We start from the raw sequence: 17,385 nt of genomic DNA, 5'->3' as shown, positions 1-17,385 counted from the left end.
CCGAGTCGACGAGCGAGTGATGCGGATCGGGCGTGCCAGGTGGTCCAGCTAACGAACATCCTCGACAGCTCCCATGACGTGATGGTGCTGATCTTTCGCGTCCCCCACGGCGATCCCGACGAGCAACCACAGGGCGGCGGTCGCGGTCAGGCTCGCGGTGCTCTCGGACAGGCTCGCCGCGGCGAGGCCGGCGAGCGCGAGCGAGGCCTGCTCCGGTGAGTCGGGCAGGCGCGCGATCAACCAGTAGATGAGGCCGACGACGAGCACCAACGCTGGAAGCCCGAGGGCGGCGATGAACAGTCCGACGAGGCTTTCTCCTGGCCCGTTGCCGTGGAAGGCTTTCGCTACGTTGCCGAAATGCCCGAAGCCCACGCCGAGGGGATGAGTCAGCGAGGTCGAGATTCCGGATATCAGCCCCTGAAGATGCGAGGCCGATCGGCCTTCGTGGAGCAGCACCGGAAGGGCGAGCCACGCGGCAACCGCGCAGGCCAGCGCCGGGGCGAGGCGACCCATCCGGCCGAGCTTCGGCAGCACGATGGCCATCCCGGCGAGCAGGATCCCGGCACGGGAGTATGTCCCGACGGTCGCGGCCGCAAAGAGAGCCACCACAGGGGCCTTGTAGACGACGGGCCAGCGTGCCTGTGCGGCGATGATCGTCACGGTCGCCATGAACAGACCGGAGGCTGGCGGGTTGAGAAGCAAGCCGCCGAGCCGGAGCAACGGAGCGTGGCCCGTCGAGTAGTAGAAGTAGTAGTTGCCGGGCAGCGCGCTGTTGACGTTGAGGCGAGTGAAGCCGTTGAGGCCTTCGAACGCCCACGGGCTGATGACAGGACCGAGGACGTACTCGAAGATCATGTAGACCGCGCTGATCGCGCCGGCGACCAGTGTCACCCGGACCAGCAGGCGCCGGTCGATCCTGTCCTTCGCGAGATAGCCGACGGCGACCAGACCCGCGGGCACGATCACCTCTCGCGCCTGGTAGACGCCCTGGCCGAGTGAGGGCGCTCGCAGAATCGCCACGGCCAGCAGCACGGCGAAAGCCGCCGTCACTCTCGCCGCGTTGCCGCGTGCCGGTCGCACGCGGGCTACCCCGCTCAACAGGACCAGAACGAGCACGATGCTGTCGGGATAGAGCACCGCCGAGGAACCCGTCGCGCTCGCGAGCAGCGGCTCAGCGAGTCCGAAACCGACGAGCAGTGCTGCGAGCGCCCGCAGGTCGCCGGCGGCGAAGAACAATGCGGCGGCGGCGATCGACAGCCCGGCGATTGCCAGCGCTCCGTAGGAGCGCGCATCGGTCAGCGCGAGGATTGGGATCGATGCCGCCACGACCAGGGCAACTACCGGAAGCCACCCGCCGCTGCCCGGTGCCGGCGGGACGCGTCCCGACGTGCGGCGGGTAAGTGATGGAATCGGCTGCTTCCATCGCGACGACGGTAGGCCGATGACGGACTGGCTCACAGCGGCGGAAGGTTGTCGAGCCAGCTCCGCCACGGTGCGCTGGCAGCCAGGATCCGGTCAACTGTCGCCGGGGGAAGCAGGTCGCTGTCGTCATCCGGCGTTTCAGCATTGATCGGCGCGAGGGTCCGGAGCTTCCACTCCTCGCCTTCCTCGATCACCGAGCGGCTTGCCTCCGCCCGACGAGCCAGGCTCGCTGAGAGCGCGGGCTCGTCGAGGGGCAAGCCCACGCGGGCGAACAGTCGCTCTGCCACCGAGCGTGGGTCCGCGATGAGCGCCTCGTAGGGCACGATGAAGTGACGCGGTTCGCTCGCGTAGCGTGCGGATATCGCGACGTCGCCGATCCATCGGCGCAGGCAGGTCTCCACGCTCCGCTGACCACCCCACTCGTTCGGGTATTCGGTGGTGGCGCGATGAAGGGACGCGATCGCGCGCACCGGTCCGCGTACCACGTGGACGAATCTCGCCTGCGGGACCGTGCGTTCGATGACTCCGATGAAGTGCAGGTGTGCGGGCGTCTTCTCCGCCCAGGCGAGACACCCGGCCTGCACTGCGGCAGCGTTCGCGGCGTCGGTGAACTCTCGCAGCAGTGCGGTCTGGCGGCCCGGGCGACGGCTCGGCCGCCGCCGGCCGTGAATGCCACTATGTCCGGGCTCGATCGGCATGCGTGCTATTCCGAGCCGCTTGATCGGTCCGAGTTTTGCTGTGGCCGCGGTCAGCAGGTGGGTTTCCGGCAGGGCGAGCACCTGCCCGTGGGCCGCGAACAAGCTCTGCACGAGCGTCGTGCCGGAGCGCGGGAAGCCGACGACGAAGATGGGGAGAACGGCGTCCTCGGCGGTGTTAGACACGGCCTTTCACGCTACCCCGACACTTCGCACTACGCGCCCGAGCGCAGGTCGGTCGGCAGGTCCCAGCCGAGCGTCCGGCCGAGCATGCTCTCGAGCCGCGCGACATCAGGGCCGAACGTCTGGGCGAGCAGTGCTCGCTGCGTGCCGCCGAGCGGCGCATAGTCCCTGGTGTTCTTCGCGGTCGCGTTGATACGGGCGTCGTCAAGCCCGAGGAAACCGAACACGTTCGCGATTGTCGGATACGGGTCCGCGAAGAGGTCCTCCGACCGGACGACCAGCAGTTGCTGCGCGCCGAGAGCCTCCTGCCATCGCGCGATCTGGTCGGCGTACATGCTGCGCCGCACGTACGAGAAGAGGTTGAAGCGCGCGGTGGCCTGTCGCTCACCTCGTTCGTAGCCGTCCCGGTAGTGCGCGAGACGAGCCGGCTCGGCCGCCAAGGCCTCGTCGAACGAGAGGGTTTCGAAGCCGTTGGCGCGGTTGTGCTGGTAGTGCGAATACGTCCGATCGATCGGGTGCCGCACCAACGCGATCGCTTTGACCCCGGGAAGGGCTGCAGCGACCCTTTCCGGCACCCGCTCGTCGTACAGGTAGGACGGCGTCGCCTCCCCGGTCAGCCAGTCGCGTGCTGCTCTGCCACCCGGCGGCAGGTGCGCGCTGTACCACCGCAGCGAACGTCGGTGGTAGAGGTCGAAGTAGCGAACTTCCTTGGTCGCGGTCCGCACCCGTGGGTGCTGTCCGATGAGATCGAACAGCGTGGTCGAACCGGCCTTCATGGCGCCAACTACGACGAAGTCGGGCAAAACCCGGTAGGTGCCGCTCGCGACGCGGGCACGAATGAGCAACTCGTGGCGGAGGCGGCGAGCGCGCCGCCGCGGAGGGCCTCCCCGGAGCGCCTCAGCGTCTGCCTCTGTGCCGCGCATGCGGATTTCTCTCCCCGGTAGTAAGCCACGCCGAGACTACCGTCGTCGCTTCACTGACAACCGGGCCGAGGGATGCGTACCGTAGTGCGGCGGGATTTCGGCGGCGACGAGGGAGCACGTGATGACGGCGACGGTGGAATCAGCCCGTCGTCGTGGCATCTCCGTCGCTCAACCGGGTGCCGATGCGCGAAAGCTCGTGTCGACGAAGGCGTGGGAGTACCGGCAGCGTGCGGCGCTGTTCGCCGGTGACCTGTTGCTGATCCTGGTGAGCGCGCTCATCGCCAACGAGATCCGCTTCGGGGCGAACCCGAACTCCATCCATGGCGTGGACTACACGGTGTTGAGCCTGCTGCTGGTCCCGGTGTGGCTCACGGTGCTGGTCTGCGCCCGGGCGTACGAGATGCGCTTCCTTGGCGTGGGCGAGGACGAGTACAAGCGGATCGTGTCCGCCTCGTGGTGGCTGATGGCCGTGATCGCGGTGGTCGCCTACAGCTTCAAGGTCGAGTTCGCGCGGGGCTACGTCGCCTCCGCGCTGCCGATCGGCACCGTGATGTTGCTTGCCGGTCGTTACGCGCAGCGGAAATGGCTGCACCGGCAGCGCCGTCGGGGTCGCTGCCAGCATGTCGTCGTCGCGGTCGGTGGGCTGGCGGCGGTCGAGAGCTTTGCGAAGAGCCTCCGTGCCAAGCCGTATCTCGGCCTTCGGCTGGCCGGCGTCTGCCTGCCGATGCCGGGCGACACCGACGCCGTCGCGGGGGCTCCGGTGCTCGGCTCGCTCACCCACGTCGTGTCAGCGATCGCCGAATGCGGCGCCGACACGGTCGGAGTGACCGCGGGCCCGGGGATGTCCGCAGACGTGTTGCGCGCTCTCTCCTGGGAGCTCGAGGGCACTGGGGTCGATCTGGTCGTCGCGCCCGCGCTGCTCGATGTCGCGGGTCTTCGCACCGGCGCGCGTCCGGCCATCGACCTCCCGTTCGTCCACATCGAAGAACCCGAGCTGTCGGGGCCGCGCCAGATGCTCAAGGCCTCGGTCGAGTGGCTGATCGCAGCCGTTGCGCTGTTGCTGGCGGCGCCGTTCATCGCGTTCATCCTGCTGGCGATCCGGCTGGACAGCTCCGGTCCGGTGATCTTCCGCCAGACCCGGGTCGGTCGCGGTGGCAACGAGTTCAAAGTGTTCAAGCTCCGGACGATGTACGCCGATGCGGAGTCGCGGCTGGAGTCCCTGCGCCATCAGAACGAGAACGCCGACGGCCTGCTGTTCAAGATGCGCGACGATCCGAGAGTCACGCGAGTCGGTCGCTACCTGCGCCGGTGGTCGCTCGACGAGGTGCCGCAGCTGTGGAACGTGGTGCGCGGCGACATGGCACTGGTCGGGCCGCGGCCACCGTTGCCGAGCGAGGTCTCCCAGTACGACCGCGAGATCGCCCGCCGACTGCTGGTGCGGCCCGGCATCACCGGGTTGTGGCAGGTGTCCGGCCGATCCGACCTCAGCTGGGAAGAAAGCGTCCGCCTCGACTTGTACTACGTCGAGCGGTGGTCCCTCGCTCTCGACGCCTTGATCATCTGGAAGACGCTGTTCGCGGTTGCCGAGCGCAAGGGCGCGTACTGATCGGCTCGCCGCGCTAGCGTCGCGTCCACCATGTCTGTGCGTCGATTGCCGTGGCTGCTGCGGTATGGCCACGGGCGCCGGATCGCCTCGGCGTGGCGCCGGGCGTCGCTGCTGCTCACGCACAACCATCTCGACCTCGAAATCGCGAAAGGCGTCGCGTTCGGCCCTCGGTGTGACCTGTGGATGCCCGGCGAGGCGACGCTGCACATTGCCGCGGGCTGCGAGTTCCGGCGCGACTTCTTCTGTGAGATCGCGCCGGGCGGCCGCATCGAGATGGCCGAAGGGGTGATCTTCACCTCGGCCGCGCTGATCCAGATATCGACATCGCTGACCATCGGCCGCCGGGCGGTGTTCGGGCAGTCGGTGATGATCGCCGACGGCAATCACAAGTTCCGCGACCACACCAAGCACCTGCTCGACCAGGGCTACGACTTCCGACCGATCGAGATCGGCGACAACGCCATCGTCACGTCGAAGTGCACGATCCTGAACTCGATCGGCGAGGGCGCGATCATCGGTGCGGGAAGCGTCGTCACCAGGCCGATACCGGCCTACTGTCTCGCCTACGGCGCACCGGCGCGGGTCGTCGAGTACTTCGGTCCCGAGGAGCTGCGACCCGTCGGCGTCTAGCTTCTCCGCGCGTCGACCCAGAGGTCGGCCACCGCGAGCGGCGCTGTCGCCCGGTGTCGAGCGAGCCTCCGAAGCGCCGCCTGTCCGCGCCGGCTCGGCACGAAGTCGACGTGCACCCACTTGCCGAACTGCACGTCGGGGGCTGGGAAGCCCGCGCTGCGCAACGACCGCCGCAACCCGGCCCGGGTCTGCTCGTTCACGTGCATCCGATGCTCGTAGTCGTTGCGCGGATCGGCGGGCCAGTGCCGACCGCCGAGCCGCGCCATTGCCCGCATGCCTCGGTAGGTGACGTCGTAAATCGTCCGCGTCGGGAAGGTGTGGGCGAACAGCCGACCGCCTGGCGTGAGCACCCGATGTGCCTCGGCGAAGGTGGCTGCGAGCTCGGCAGGCGCGAGGTGCTCGATCACATCGATCATGAACACCAGGTCGGCGCACGAGTCCGGCAGCGGTAGCCGGCGGGCGTCGGCCAGGACGACGGCGGCCCGGTCCGCGACGTCGCGAGCAGCGATCGACTGCGCCGCAAGGCGTGCGGCCGCTGCCGAGTACTCGACGCCGACTGCCCACCTCGCACCGTGCTGGACGGCGAGGGCGACCAGCTCGCCGCGGCCCGCGCCGATGTCGCACACCGTCATCTGCTCGCGGATGCCCGCCCGGGCCAGCACGCCCTTGTAGAGCGCGGCTTCACCGGCGCCGGCGGACTCGACCCACTCGTCGTGACCGGCGCAGGCGGTGCGGTAGTAGTCCTCGTCGTACTCGTCCGGGGAGACCTGCGGCGGCTCGAGCTCTGACATCGCTCGGCTCAGTCCTCGGGCTCCGCGCTCAGCCGCTTCTCGCGAGCCAGATCGGCGTCGACCATCATCTCGATCAGCTCGTCGAAGGAGACTTTCGGCGCCCAGCCGAGCCGCTCCCTCGCCTTCGTGGCGTCACCGCACAGGTAGTCGACCTCAGCGGGCCGCACGAATCGCTGGTCGACCTCGACGTGCTTCGACCAGTCGGTCACGCCGATGCGACCGAACGCGATGTCCAACAGCTCCGAGATCGAGTGGGTCTCGCCGGTCGCCACGACGAAGTCCTCCGGCTCGTCGGCCTGCAGCATCGCCCACATCGCCTCGACGTAGTCGCCGGCGAACCCCCAGTCGCGCTTGCTGTCGAGGTTGCCGAGCGAGACCGACTCCTGCAGGCCGAGCGCGATCCGCGCCACGCTGCGGGTCACCTTCCGGGTCACGAACTCGTGACCCCTTCGCGGTGACTCGTGGTTGAACAGGATCCCGGAGCAGGCGAAGGCGTTGTAGGACTCGCGATAGTTCACGGTGATGTAGTGCCCGAAGGTCTTCGCCGCACCGTACGGCGACCGCGGGTGGAACGGCGTCGTCTCGACCTGCGGCGACTCGCGCACCTTGCCGAACATCTCGCTGCTCGACGCCTGGTAGAAGCGGATCCGCTCCATGTGGTTCTGCGTCGCGATCCGGATCGCCTCGAGCATGCGCAGCACGCCCATGCCGGTCACGTCGGCAGTGAGCTCCGCCTGTCGCCACGACAGGCCCACGAACGACAACGCGCCGAGGTTGTAGATCTCATCGGGTTGGGCGATCTCGATCGCGCTGATCAGCGACGGCAGGTCGGTCAGGTCGCCCTCGAGGAGCTCGACGCTGGGAATGAGCCGCTCGACGGTGCGCACCTTCGGGTTGTTCTGGCCGCGCACCACGCCGTACACGTCGTAGCCCTTCGCGACCAGCAGCTCGCCGAGGTAGAGCCCGTCCTGACCGGTGATGCCGGTGATCAGCGCGCGCGGCATGGCGTCACCCTACGTGTGGCCGCGGGTCTCACGCGGTTCACGCTAGCGACACCGCCGTACGCAGATCCTGGCGTCGTCTTGCATCCGCCGCAGCGGGGGCGTTTGAGTGGGTGGACATCCGGCGATAACCGTTCGGATGGGCGGTCGGTCTTCAGCAGAGAGGACACACGTGCGCAGCGCTCCCAGCAGGGCCCCTTCGCAATCGTTCGTCCGCCGGCTCTCACGGCTGTTCGTGGTCCTCGCGGTGCTGTGCGTGGGAGGGGCGGGTGCGAGCGCTGCCTCGGCCGATCCGGCGCTTTCGCCGGTGCGGGACCTGGTCGCCTCGGTGACCGGCGACGTCGCGACGATCTCCTGGCAGCCGCCGGTGAGCGGCACGGTCGCCCGCTACCAGGTGGAGGCGCATCGCGGCGACTACTTCAACATGGCCTGGCCGGACTTCGGTACTCGACTGGCTGCGGCGTCCGCAACCTCGCTCACGTGGGACGACCTCCCGCTCAACCATCCCGTCTACTTCACGGTCACCCCGATCGGCCCCGACGGCAGCGGCGACACCTCAGGACCAGCTGGCCCGTACAACGCGACCGGGACGGTCACCGCCACGAGCTCGCACTGTTCGCTGAGCCTGGTCGGGGACTGCGTCGTGGTCGACTCGGCCGACCAGCTCGGCGCCGAGCAGCACCCGGGCGCGGGGCTGCTGTCCGGGACGGTCCCGATCAACAACAAGTGGGTGGGGGCGCTCGACCTTCAGCACTGGCGGATCCAGGGTGGCAATCCGACCCAGTACAAGCAGGCCGCCGCAGTCGTCGGCGACACCGACATCATCGAGTCGCTGTCCGACGCCTGGCTGGCGAGCAACCACGTCGGGACCGCCGCCGTGGACCCGTGGAGCGACTGGCAGAAGTACAAGAACTTCATCGCCCGCGTCGTCAAGAACGCGGTGGACGCCGGCCGTGACCCGATCTGGGAGATCCAGAACGAGCCGGAGAACTACCCCTACAGCACGTCGCAGCCGCCGACCCGGGCGCTCGTCGAGCAGGAGTACCTCAAGGCCTACAAGGCGATCAAGGGCGTCGACCCCGACGCCCGGGTGATCGGCCCGTCGATCGACTGGCAGTACGAGAGCTCGACGTCGCCTTGGTACATCGACCTGAAGTCGTTCATCCCGTTCGCCGCGGCCAACGGGATGCAGCTCTACGCGATCGCGTGGCACGACAACTACGACACCCTCGACCAGAACCCGGTCTCCTACGACGAGATGCCCGAGACGCTTCGCGACCAGGCCGAGACGGTCCGCGAGCTGATCGCGGAGAACCCGGGGATCGGCACGCCGCTGCTGTTCGCCGACGAGAACAGCTCGGCGGCGGGGCAGTTCATCCCGGGCTTCGCGGCGGGATACGTGGCCGCCGAGGACCGCGCCGGGATCGACGAGGCGAACCGCTCGTGCTGGCAGTACCCGGGCGGCGGGGTCGCGAACGTGTGCAACGCCCCGAACCTCGACGAGCTGCTCAACGCCGACGGTGTCCCCAACCCGAGCTACTGGACGATGGTCGACTACGCGACGATGACGGGTGACCGGGTCGAGTCGGAGAGCAACGACACCGACCTGAGCTCGCTCGCCGTCACCAGCGACACCGGTACGACGCGGGTGCTGCTGGGTCGCCACCAGACGTGCTCCCGGGCGACCACCGGAGCCTCCTACTGCGCCGGGCCGGCGTCCGCACCGGCGCCGGTGCCGACCACCGTGCAGGTCGCGCTTCCCGGCGACGCCACCTCGGCGAGCGTCTCGGTCCAGGAGATCCCGGACTCGATCAGCGACGAGAAGACCGCGCCGGCGACCACGACGTCGACGGTTCCCGTGACGAACGGGATCGCCAGCGTCGCGATCCCGGCCTTCGGCGACGGTGAGGCGTACTTCCTCACGGTGCGCCCGAACCAGACGTCGGGGGCTTGGCCGGCGAGCGGCGACCTGTCCCTGACAGAGGCGCCCGCGCCGAGCGGCTCGCCCACGCCGACGCGGCTGCTGCCCCAGCCCGGCAGCAGCCGCGTGGTCCCAGCGGGTTCGCCGCTGGCAGCGCTGGCGACCGATCAGTACGGCAACCCGCTCGTCGACACGCCGGTCACCTTCCTGATTCCGTCGTCGAGCGGCGCCCACTTCAGCGGCGGCACCGCGACCACTGCCACGGCGACCACCGACAGCAACGGGATCGCCACCTCGCCGCCGCTCGCCGCCGGCCTGACCCACAGCGAGTGGACGGCGGTGGCCTACCTGCCCGGAGTCGGGCTGGGCCAGACCGATCCGGTCTGCTACTACACCGCCTCGACCTAGCGCCGCGCCGCGCCCGGCAGCGGACCCACCAGACGCTCGCCGAGCGCGGACACCGCCTCGCTGAGCGAGTCCCGCCAGTCCGGCATCGCCGGCAGCCCGGCTGAGGTCCAGCTGGCGCTGGACAGCACGGAGTACGCCGGCCGCGGCGCCGGGCGGGCCATCGCCGCCGACGTCGTCGGGCGAACCTGAGCCGGGTCTCGGCCGAGCAGGACCGCCAGCTGCACGGCGACGTCGTACCAGCTCGCCTCGCCGGCCGACGAGCAGTGCCGTACACCGGGCGGCACCGGCGCGCCTCCCAGCGACACCAGACGCTCGGCAAGGTGCCTGGTCCAGGTGGGAGCGCCTCGCTGGTCGTCGACGACGTCGACCGGGTCCCCCGCGATCAGCCGGCCACCGACGCTCCTGACGAAGCTCGGCCCGTGCTCGCCGTAGAGCCAACCGGTCCGCACCACGTGGCCGTCGCCACCGGCGTCGAGCACGGCTTGCTCACCGGCGAGCTTGGTGCGCCCGTAGGCGCTGGCCGGACCGGTGGGGCTGTCCGTCTCGTACGGCGAGCTCGCCTCGCCGGTGAACACGTAGTCGGTCGACACGTGCACGAGGCGGGCCCGGTTGGCCGCGCACCATCGCGCGAGATGGCCCGGCCCGGCGCCGTTGACGGCGGCGGCGGTGCGCTCGTCGGTCTCGGCGTCATCGACCCGGGTGTAGGCCGCAGCGTTGATCACCACGTCGGGTCGATGCGCCGTCAGCGCTTCCTCGACGGCACTGCGATCGGTGATGTCCAGCGCGTGACGGTCGAGACCGGTCGCCGAGTCGGACCCGGCTGCCGTCAGCACGGCCATCAGATCGCGACCCAGTGCCCCGCCGGCGCCCGTCACCAGCCAGGTCGTCACGAGGTCAGCGTAGGAGGCGGGTTGCGGTGAGCAGCCGCCCGGCTTTGGCATGATTCGGCTCCGTGGCGGTCGTTCGCGGGTATCGGGCCGACCTCGACGGGGTGCGGGCTCTCGCGATCGTCGAGGTGATCTGCTTCCACTTCGAGTCCGGTGTGCTCGGCTGCGGCGCGATCGGCGTCGACATCTTCTTCGTGCTCAGCGGCTATCTGATCACCGGCCTGCTGCTCGCGGAACGCGCCAAGACCGGCTCGGTGAACCTGCGCGACTTCTACCTTCGCCGCATCTTCCGGCTGTTCCCGGCGTTGCTGGCGCTGCTCACGGTCGGGGCGGTGGCGATCGCGGTCGAGCTGCCCGGCCATCGCGACCACGGGCTCGTCCTCGGCGGCGTCATCGCGGTCCTCTACCTGACCGACATCGTCGCCTACACCCACTCGGTCTACTGGGAGGTCTTCGTCTGGACCTGGTCGCTGTCGCTGGAGGAGCAGTTCTATTTGGTCTGGCCGACGTTGCTGCGCCGGGCCAGCGGCTCGCGGCGAAACGTGCGGATGCTGGCGATCGGCGCCGCCGTGGTCGCGCTGGTGCTCGCCGAGGTCTTCGCCCACAACGGCGTCGGCGGCAACCAGCCGAAGGACTACTACGAGCCGCAGGCGCACGCGTTCGCGCTGCTGATCGGCTGCGCGGCCGCAACCGTCGAGGTGCCGCGCTGGTTCCGCCACCTGGCGCTGCCGGCGCTGCTCGGCCTCGTCGCGCTCGGTCAGTTCCCCTCGACCGTCCCGGCGTTGTCGTTCCTGCGGCTGACCATCCCGGCGACCGGCGTGCTGACCGCGGTGTTGATCCTCGGGCTCGAGCACTCGCCGAGGATCACGAGCGGGTTGCTCGGCCTGCCGCCGATCGCCCGGATCGGCGCGATTTCCTACGGGCTCTACCTCTACCACCCGATCGTGTACGCCGTGGTCAGCAACCGGTGGCACCCGCAGGACCACTGGAAGCTGGTGGTGTTGTGCGCCGTCATCACCTATCTCGTCGCTGAGGTCAGCTACCGCCTCTACGAGTCGCCGCTTCGACGGGTCGGCCGCAGCTGGATCGCGCGTCGCTTCCCCGACCCGCACCCGGTCGGCGGCAGCTAGGACCGGTCGGCGATCGTGCCGGTCGTCGCGAGCACCACGGCGTGCGGGTTGCCGCGCCACTTGGTGACCATCGTCTCGCGGCTCGCGACGCTGCGCAGCATCGAAGGCCGCCAGCGCGGCAGCGGCTGGCCGCGGCCGGGCTTGAGATAGATCGGCCCGGACCGGGACACCACCTCGAAGCCGGCCGAGCGGACCATCTGGGCCAGGCCCGCGATGTTCGGCTTCCACCACCACGGGCGGCCGATCGCGTCCAGCTCTGCCAGCGGACGGCGGGGATGGCGCAGCGTCAGCTCGAGGTCGATCGCGTCGACCAGCAGCAGGTGCCCGCCGGGACGCAGCGTGCTCCGCACCCGTTCCAACGCCCGGATCGGGTCGCGCAGGTGCAGCAGCAGGCTGCCGACGTAGACCAGGTCGAAGGTGCCGACCTGCTGCGGGTCGAGGTCATAGACCGACAGCTCACGGTGGTCGATCGGCGTACCAAGCGCGGCATTGACGAAGTGGAACCCTTCGCCGTGCTGCTTGCGTTCGCCGAGGATCTTGCGGAGCGCGTCGGTGCTGTCGGCCGGCCAGTCCCATTGGCGCGGATCGAGGATGTCGATCGCGACCACCTCGGCCGCGCCGCGGCGGTGCATCTCGCGCGCCCAGAAGCCCTCGAACGTGCCGACGTCCAGACAGCGCCGGCCTGTGAGATCCGGCCACGGCAGGGCCGCCGCCGTCGGCCGGGTGTCGAACCAGCCCGGCGTCTCGATCCCCGGACGCAGCTCCACCGTGTGGTACCACTCGCGCTCGGCGACGTAGCGACGGAGCTCGTCGTCGGACAGCGTCGCCGGGTCGACGGTGCTCATCGCCGAGGGGCTTTCACGATGAACGCGTGGTGGTCGGCCGCCTCGTGCTGCTCGGCGACCACGGTCAGCCCGCAACTGTGCAGCAGCGCGCGCACCGCGGCGGGTCGTCGCCGGATACGCCGAATCGACTTGCGCCACCGGTGGGGCAGCAGCGGATCGGGGACGGCGAAGCGGGCGAGATAGAGCGGCGTGCGCGGGCGGGTGTCGAAATGCAGGTAGCCGACTCCCGTCTCCGGACGCAGCGCGCTCGCCATCGTCTCGACCGCCTCGCTGATCGCGCGCCACGACGGGATGTGCTGGAGCACGGCCCAGCAGTAGAGGAGGTCGGCGTCGACGCCGGCCGCCCACGGTTCGGAGCTGAGCGCAGTGTCGATCGTGGTGATTCCCGCATCGGCCGCGCGGCGACGCAGGCCGTCCAGCATCGTCGGCGCGATGTCGACGCCGAGCGCGCGGTCGAAGTGCTCGCTCATCGGCAGCAGCATCCGGCCCAGTCCGCACCCGTACTCCACGACCCGCGCCCCTCCGGTCCGGTACGTCGCGGTGGCGCGCAGGACGATGTCGATCTGCTGGCGGCCCGAAGCGGCGAACTGCTCCTGGAAGTCGGGGTCGGCCGGGTCGCCGCTGGTCCAGATGTAGTGCTCGGGCTGGTCCTGTGCGAAGGACTCCCAGGCGGGCTCGCGCCGGCTCACCGTGCGTCCCTCGACTTCAACGGCCGCCACCAGTCCTCGTTGGCGTGGTACCACGCGATGGTTGCGGCGAGGCCGTCGTCGAAGCCGACCTGCGGGCAGTAGCCGAGCTCGTCGCGGATCTTCGAGTCGTCGATGGCGTAGCGCCGGTCATGGCCTTTGCGGTCCTCGACCATCTCCACCGACGACCAGTCGCGGCCGCATGCCGCGAGTAGTCGTTCGGTCAGCTCGCGGTTGTCCAACGCCGTGCCGCCGCCGATGTTGTAGATCTCGCCGGTCCGGCCGCGGTCGAGCACCGCCGTGACGGCGCGGCAGTGGTCGTCGACGTGGAGCCAGTCCCGCACGTTGCCCCCGTCGCCGTACAGCGGCACGCGCAGCCCGTCGATCAGGTTGGTCACGAACAGCGGGATGATCTTCTCCGGGAACTGGTGCGGCCCGTAGTTGTTCGTGCAGCGCGTCACCACGACGTCCATGCCGTGGGTGGTCACGTAGGCGCGGGCGATCAGGTCCCCGGCCGCCTTCGAGGCGGAGTACGGCGAGCTCGGCTCGAGCAGGTCGGTCTCGCGGAACGCGCCTTCCGCGATCGAGCCGTAGACCTCGTCGGTGGACACCTGGAGCACTCGCTCGACCTTCGCGTGCCGGCACGCGTCGAGCAGCGTCTGCACGCCGACCGCGTTGGTCGTCATGAAGTCGGCGGCGCCGACGATGGATCGGTCGACGTGGGACTCGGCGGCGAAGTTCACCACGGCGTCGTGACCGGGCACCAGCTCGCGCAGCAGGTCGCCGTCGAGGATGTCGCCGTGCACGAACCGGTACCGGGGGTTGCGCTCGGCCTCGGTCAGGTTGGTGAGGGTGCCGGCGTAGGTGAGCTTGTCGAGCACGGTGACGTTCGCGCCGGCGTACGCCGGGTAGCCGTCCGCGAGCAGCGTCCGGACGAAGTGCGACCCGATGAAGCCTGCGCCGCCAGTCACGAGAAGCCGCACCGTCACAGGCTATTGGAGCGGGTGGGCCTCAGTGGGCGGCGATTCGCGAATACCCGGCTTCGACCAGGTCGGTGATGTGCTCCCAGTCGAAGGCGTCGGTCGCGGCGCGACAGGCGGCCCGGTCGACTTGGTCGGTCGCGGCCAGCTGGTCGACGATCGCGGCGCCCAACGACTCCGGGTGGGCGGCTTCGAAGGTCCGTCCGGTGTGCGGGTGGCTCAGCAGGGCGGGGGTGTTGCCCGAGTCCGCCCCGACGACCGGAGTGCCGCAGGCGAGCGACTCGATGGTCGACAACCCCAAGGCCTCCAACACCGCGGGCATGACCGAGGTCCAGGCGCTGGAGTACTCCGCCACCAGATGGTCGTCGTCGAGTGGCCCGAGGAACGCGATCGACTCCCGGGCGGCTTCCGGCACCCGGTCGAGCAGCGCCGCCCGGGTTTGCTCTGACGCTGCGCCGGCCAGCCGCAGCTGTGCCTCAGGTACCTGCGCGAGGACTCGCGGCCACGCGTCGAGCAGGTCCACCAGCCGCTTGCGGGGGTCTTCGGGAGCGCAGGTCGACAGCACCGTCGGGCGGCTGGCGCGATCCGCTTGCGCAGTGAAGCGGCCGCGGTCGACGCCGGCGGGAACGATCCCCATGTCACGCCCGAACCCGACCATCTGCGCCCGGGCCCACTCGCTGTTGCACCACACCTCGTCCATCCGGGCGAGTGCGCGCAGCATCAGCCGCTCGTGCAGCGGGCTGCGGCTCATCAGCTCCGGCGTGACGCTGCCGGTGATCTTGGTGACCGCCGGCCGGCCACGTCGCACGACTGCAGCCGCGTCGGCGTAATGCCAGCAGTGGATGACCTCCGCGCGCGAGAGCGCGCTGCCCGCGGCAGCGAGCGCCGCGAACGTTGCGGTCTGGTCGAGCCCGTCTCCCGGAGCCCGGCCCCGGCGGTGCGGCACACGGACATAGCGGACCCGGATGCCCGAGCGCTCCGCCCGCGCCGTGAGTCCGGACGGCTGGGTCGTCAGCAGACTGACTTCATGGCCGCGTGAGACGAGCCGAGCACCGAGATCGTGGATCTCTCGCTCGGCGCCGCGCACCACGTGCGGCCAGAAGAACGGGTGGGTGAAGAGGATGCGGATGTCATCCTCCATCCGGGTGAGACGTGAGGCTCGTGGGGCGGGCGTTCATTACGCTAGTGACGTGGCGGTGGATGCGGTGGAACCGTCGACAGCCGTCCTCGAGCTCACCGGCGAGCGCACCCCCATCCGCGACCTGCTCGCCGACTACGTACGCCGCATCTCGTTGCTCCAGATGCTCGCGGCACGTGACTTCCGCTCGCGCTACCGCAGCACCCGGCTCGGGCTGGTGTGGGCGGTCCTGCTCCCGCTGATCCAGGGCTCGATCCTCGCCATCGTGTTCACCCATCTGGTGCGGGTGCAGACGAGTGCGGACTATCCGGTCTTCGTGCTCGTCGGCATGACGACCTGGACCTACATCACGACTGCGGTGAACAACGCGACCACGTCGATCGTCGACCAGGCGGACGTGGCCGGGCGGGTCTACTTCCCCCGCCTGTTCCTGCCCGGCGTACCGATCCTCGCCGGCGTCCCCGGTCTGATGGCCGGGTTGCTCGTGATCGTGCCGATCGGCGCGATCCTGGGCGTCGACCCGACGTGGCATCTCGTCGCCTACCCCCTGGTCGCGGTGCTCGCGGCCGCGACGGCCTACGCCGTCGGATCGCTGCTCGCGCTGCTCAACGTCTACTTCCGCGACATCAAGTACTTCGTGGTGGCGGCCCTGCAGGCGTTGCTCTACGCGTCGCCGATCATCTACCCGCTCACTCTCATTCCCTCGCACCGGCTGCGGACGATCGCGGAGATCAACCCCGGCGCCGGCGTGATCGAGTTGGCGCGATGGTCGTTCGCCGCCAACGGCACCGACCCGCTGGCGCTGCCCGTGCTGAGCGCGGTCGCCTGGTCGGTCGTGCTTTCGATCGGCGCGATCTTCGCCTACTCCAAGTTCGAACGGCTGGCGTGTGACCGGCTATGAGCGGCCGGCACGGATGAGCAAGGCGATTCGGTTCGAGAACGTCAGCAAGCGCTACGTGCTGGGCCACGAGGCGACGCTGCTGTCCCGGTTGGTGCCGCGTCGGCGGCAGGGGCTCACCGAGGTGTGGGCGTTGCGCGACGTGTCGTTCGAGGTCGAGCGCGGTGAGACCGTCGCGATCATCGGAGCGAACGGGTCGGGCAAGACGACCACGTTGCGGCTGCTGGCGGGCGTGTCGGCGCCCACGTCCGGTCACTTGCGGGTCGAAGGCAGTGTGGCGCCGCTCATCGGCATCGGGGTCGGCTTCAACCCGGAGCTGACCGGCCGCGAGAACGTCTTCGTCAACGCTCGGTTGCTCGGCCTCAGCGCCGACCAGGTCAACCGGGCCTTCGACTCCATCGTCGCGTTCAGCGAGCTCGAGGCCTATCTCGATACGCCGGTGAAGTTCTACTCGTCGGGGATGTTCCTGCGGCTCGGCTTCTCGGTTGCCGTCCACACGAGCCCCGAGCTGCTGGTGCTGGACGAGATCCTCGCGGTCGGCGACGCCGCCTTCCAGGCCAAGTGCAACGAGCGGATCCGGGCGATGCGCGAGGGCGGCACGACCGTCGTACTCGTGACCCACAACCTCAACCTGGCCGCGAAGATGGCCAAGCGCGCGATGGTGCTCTCCCGCGGGTCGCTGGTCTTCGACGGCGACTCGGTGGAGGCGGTCGGCGAGTACCACAAGATCCTGTCCGCGATCCGCGACGTGGAGGACGACCCCGCCCCGTCCGACGACGGGCAGGTGGCGCTCGGGCGAGCTGATGTCGGGATCGACCTGCGCGACTCCGACGGCGAATCCACCCGCAGCCTGGTGTCGGGTCAGCCGTTCTCCGTCGTCGTCACGATCGAGTTCTCCGAAGTGACCCGCGACCCGTGCATCGGCCTGGCGATCCGGCCGGCCGACGGCCACGACCTCGCCATGTCGGTGTTCACCCTTCCCGGCGACTACCGAGGCGAGCACGGCCCGGGCCGACCGCTGGTCGCCACCATCGAGATGGACAACCGCCTGCTCACCCGCAGCTACACGGTGCACGCAGAGGTCTTCGACGTCGACCGGACGCTGCTCGGTCGCAGCACGTTCGAGTCGTTCTACGTCAAGTCGACGAGCAAGGCGTTCGGTACGACGGACCTCGGCGCGCGGATCACGATCAACGGCTCGGTCATGTCGAGCCAGCTCGTCGAGCAGTGACCGGGCGTCG

16 protein-coding genes are annotated in these 17,385 nt (G+C 69.5%); 6 read left to right on the top strand and 10 right to left on the bottom strand.

All coding sequences use genetic code 11. From position 1 onward, the window contains the following. Positions 1-48 precede the first annotated feature (48 nt). The 3 genes from VG899_10505 to VG899_10495 form a co-directional block, all read right to left on the bottom strand. A complete protein-coding gene (locus VG899_10505; GenBank protein ID HWA66784.1) occupies positions 49-1,326 on the bottom strand; it encodes a hypothetical protein in 1,278 nt (425 codons plus the stop codon). A 128-nt stretch (positions 1,327-1,454) separates the two neighbouring features. After that, a complete protein-coding gene (locus tag VG899_10500; GenBank protein ID HWA66783.1) occupies positions 1,455-2,303 on the bottom strand; it encodes a sulfotransferase in 849 nt (282 codons plus the stop codon). 29 nt (positions 2,304-2,332) lie between these two features. After that, entirely contained in the window at positions 2,333-3,223 is an 891-nt protein-coding gene (locus VG899_10495) for a sulfotransferase (GenBank protein HWA66782.1), read from the bottom strand. A 121-nt stretch (positions 3,224-3,344) separates the two neighbouring features. Between VG899_10495 and VG899_10490 the strand changes: the two genes are divergently transcribed. Together VG899_10490 and VG899_10485 are read left to right on the top strand one after the other, a co-directional pair. Further along, positions 3,345-4,829 (top strand): sugar transferase, encoded by a 1,485-nt coding sequence (locus VG899_10490; protein HWA66781.1) that lies wholly within the window; start codon positions 3,345-3,347, stop codon positions 4,827-4,829. A gap of 30 nt (positions 4,830-4,859) precedes the next feature. Further along, positions 4,860-5,459 carry an acyltransferase gene (locus VG899_10485; GenBank protein HWA66780.1) on the top strand — a complete coding sequence of 200 codons (600 nt, stop codon included), beginning with the start codon at positions 4,860-4,862 and terminating at the stop codon, positions 5,457-5,459. Here the strand turns inward: VG899_10485 and VG899_10480 are convergent. Beyond that, positions 5,456-6,250 (bottom strand): methyltransferase domain-containing protein, encoded by a 795-nt coding sequence (locus VG899_10480; protein ID HWA66779.1) that lies wholly within the window; start codon positions 6,248-6,250, stop codon positions 5,456-5,458. The two genes, VG899_10485 and VG899_10480, sit on opposite strands and share 4 nt — an antisense overlap. Before the next feature lie 8 nt (positions 6,251-6,258). After that, entirely contained in the window at positions 6,259-7,254 is a 996-nt protein-coding gene (gmd, locus tag VG899_10475) for a GDP-mannose 4,6-dehydratase (protein ID HWA66778.1), read from the bottom strand. Between the two features lie 253 nt (positions 7,255-7,507). Between gmd and VG899_10470 the strand changes: the two genes are divergently transcribed. Then, on the top strand, positions 7,508-9,580 hold the full coding sequence (locus VG899_10470; protein ID HWA66777.1) for a hypothetical protein: 2,073 nt from the start codon (positions 7,508-7,510) through the stop codon (positions 9,578-9,580). On the opposite strand, the gene rfbD is transcribed toward VG899_10470, so the two are convergent. Continuing rightward, the gene (gene rfbD, locus VG899_10465) at positions 9,577-10,470 is read right to left on the bottom strand and encodes a dTDP-4-dehydrorhamnose reductase (GenBank protein ID HWA66776.1); all 894 of its coding nucleotides are present in this window, start codon (positions 10,468-10,470) and stop codon (positions 9,577-9,579) included. The genes VG899_10470 and rfbD overlap by 4 nt on opposite strands. Positions 10,471-10,532: 62 nt before the next feature. Between rfbD and VG899_10460 the strand changes: the two genes are divergently transcribed. Further along, positions 10,533-11,597 carry an acyltransferase gene (locus VG899_10460; protein HWA66775.1) on the top strand — a complete coding sequence of 355 codons (1,065 nt, stop codon included), beginning with the start codon at positions 10,533-10,535 and terminating at the stop codon, positions 11,595-11,597. Here VG899_10460 and VG899_10455 read toward each other — a convergent pair. Genes VG899_10455 through VG899_10440 form a run of 4 tightly spaced genes read right to left on the bottom strand, consistent with a single transcriptional unit; the run spans position 11,594 to position 15,249 of the window. Beyond that, entirely contained in the window at positions 11,594-12,442 is an 849-nt protein-coding gene (locus VG899_10455; GenBank protein ID HWA66774.1) for a methyltransferase domain-containing protein, read from the bottom strand. The genes VG899_10460 and VG899_10455 overlap by 4 nt on opposite strands. Next, positions 12,439-13,131, bottom strand: a complete 693-nt coding sequence (locus VG899_10450; protein ID HWA66773.1) for a class I SAM-dependent methyltransferase — start codon at positions 13,129-13,131, stop codon at positions 12,439-12,441. Before VG899_10450 ends, VG899_10455 begins: the two co-directional genes overlap by 4 nt. Continuing rightward, positions 13,128-14,111, bottom strand: a complete 984-nt coding sequence (gene rfbB, locus VG899_10445; GenBank protein ID HWA66772.1) for a dTDP-glucose 4,6-dehydratase — start codon at positions 14,109-14,111, stop codon at positions 13,128-13,130. Before rfbB ends, VG899_10450 begins: the two co-directional genes overlap by 4 nt. 28 nt (positions 14,112-14,139) lie before the next feature. Next, positions 14,140-15,249, bottom strand: a complete 1,110-nt coding sequence (locus VG899_10440) for a glycosyltransferase family 4 protein (protein ID HWA66771.1) — start codon at positions 15,247-15,249, stop codon at positions 14,140-14,142. Positions 15,250-15,298: 49 nt separating this feature from the next. Here VG899_10440 and VG899_10435 point away from each other — a divergent pair, with 49 nt between their 5' ends. Both VG899_10435 and VG899_10430 read left to right on the top strand, forming a co-directional pair. Then, on the top strand, positions 15,299-16,147 hold the full coding sequence (locus VG899_10435) for an ABC transporter permease (protein ID HWA66770.1): 849 nt from the start codon (positions 15,299-15,301) through the stop codon (positions 16,145-16,147). Beyond that, entirely contained in the window at positions 16,134-17,375 is a 1,242-nt protein-coding gene (locus VG899_10430; GenBank protein ID HWA66769.1) for an ABC transporter ATP-binding protein, read from the top strand. Before VG899_10435 ends, VG899_10430 begins: the two co-directional genes overlap by 14 nt. The last annotated feature ends 10 nt before the right edge of the window (positions 17,376-17,385 follow it).

It is taken from the genome of Mycobacteriales bacterium, from assembly GCA_035550055.1.
Lineage (GTDB): Bacteria > Actinomycetota > Actinomycetes > JAFAQI01 > JAFAQI01 > DASZTV01.
The sequence above is the reverse complement of the archived record's forward strand: the minus strand, read 5'-3'. Positions and strand labels throughout refer to the sequence as shown.

Excerpts from the sequence above, each read along its gene's own strand:
- VG899_10495 (HWA66782.1), bottom strand. The coding sequence starts at position 3,223 with ATGCGCGGCACAGAGGCAGACGCTGAGGCGCTCCGGGGAGGCCCTCCG.
- VG899_10490 (HWA66781.1), top strand. The coding sequence starts at position 3,345 with ATGACGGCGACGGTGGAATCAGCCCGTCGTCGTGGCATCTCCGTCGCT.
- VG899_10440 (HWA66771.1), bottom strand. The coding sequence starts at position 15,249 with ATGGAGGATGACATCCGCATCCTCTTCACCCACCCGTTCTTCTGGCCG.
- VG899_10485 (HWA66780.1), top strand. The coding sequence starts at position 4,860 with ATGTCTGTGCGTCGATTGCCGTGGCTGCTGCGGTATGGCCACGGGCGC.
- VG899_10455 (HWA66774.1), bottom strand. The coding sequence starts at position 12,442 with ATGAGCACCGTCGACCCGGCGACGCTGTCCGACGACGAGCTCCGTCGC.
- gmd (HWA66778.1), bottom strand. The coding sequence starts at position 7,254 with ATGCCGCGCGCGCTGATCACCGGCATCACCGGTCAGGACGGGCTCTAC.
- VG899_10480 (HWA66779.1), bottom strand. The coding sequence starts at position 6,250 with ATGTCAGAGCTCGAGCCGCCGCAGGTCTCCCCGGACGAGTACGACGAG.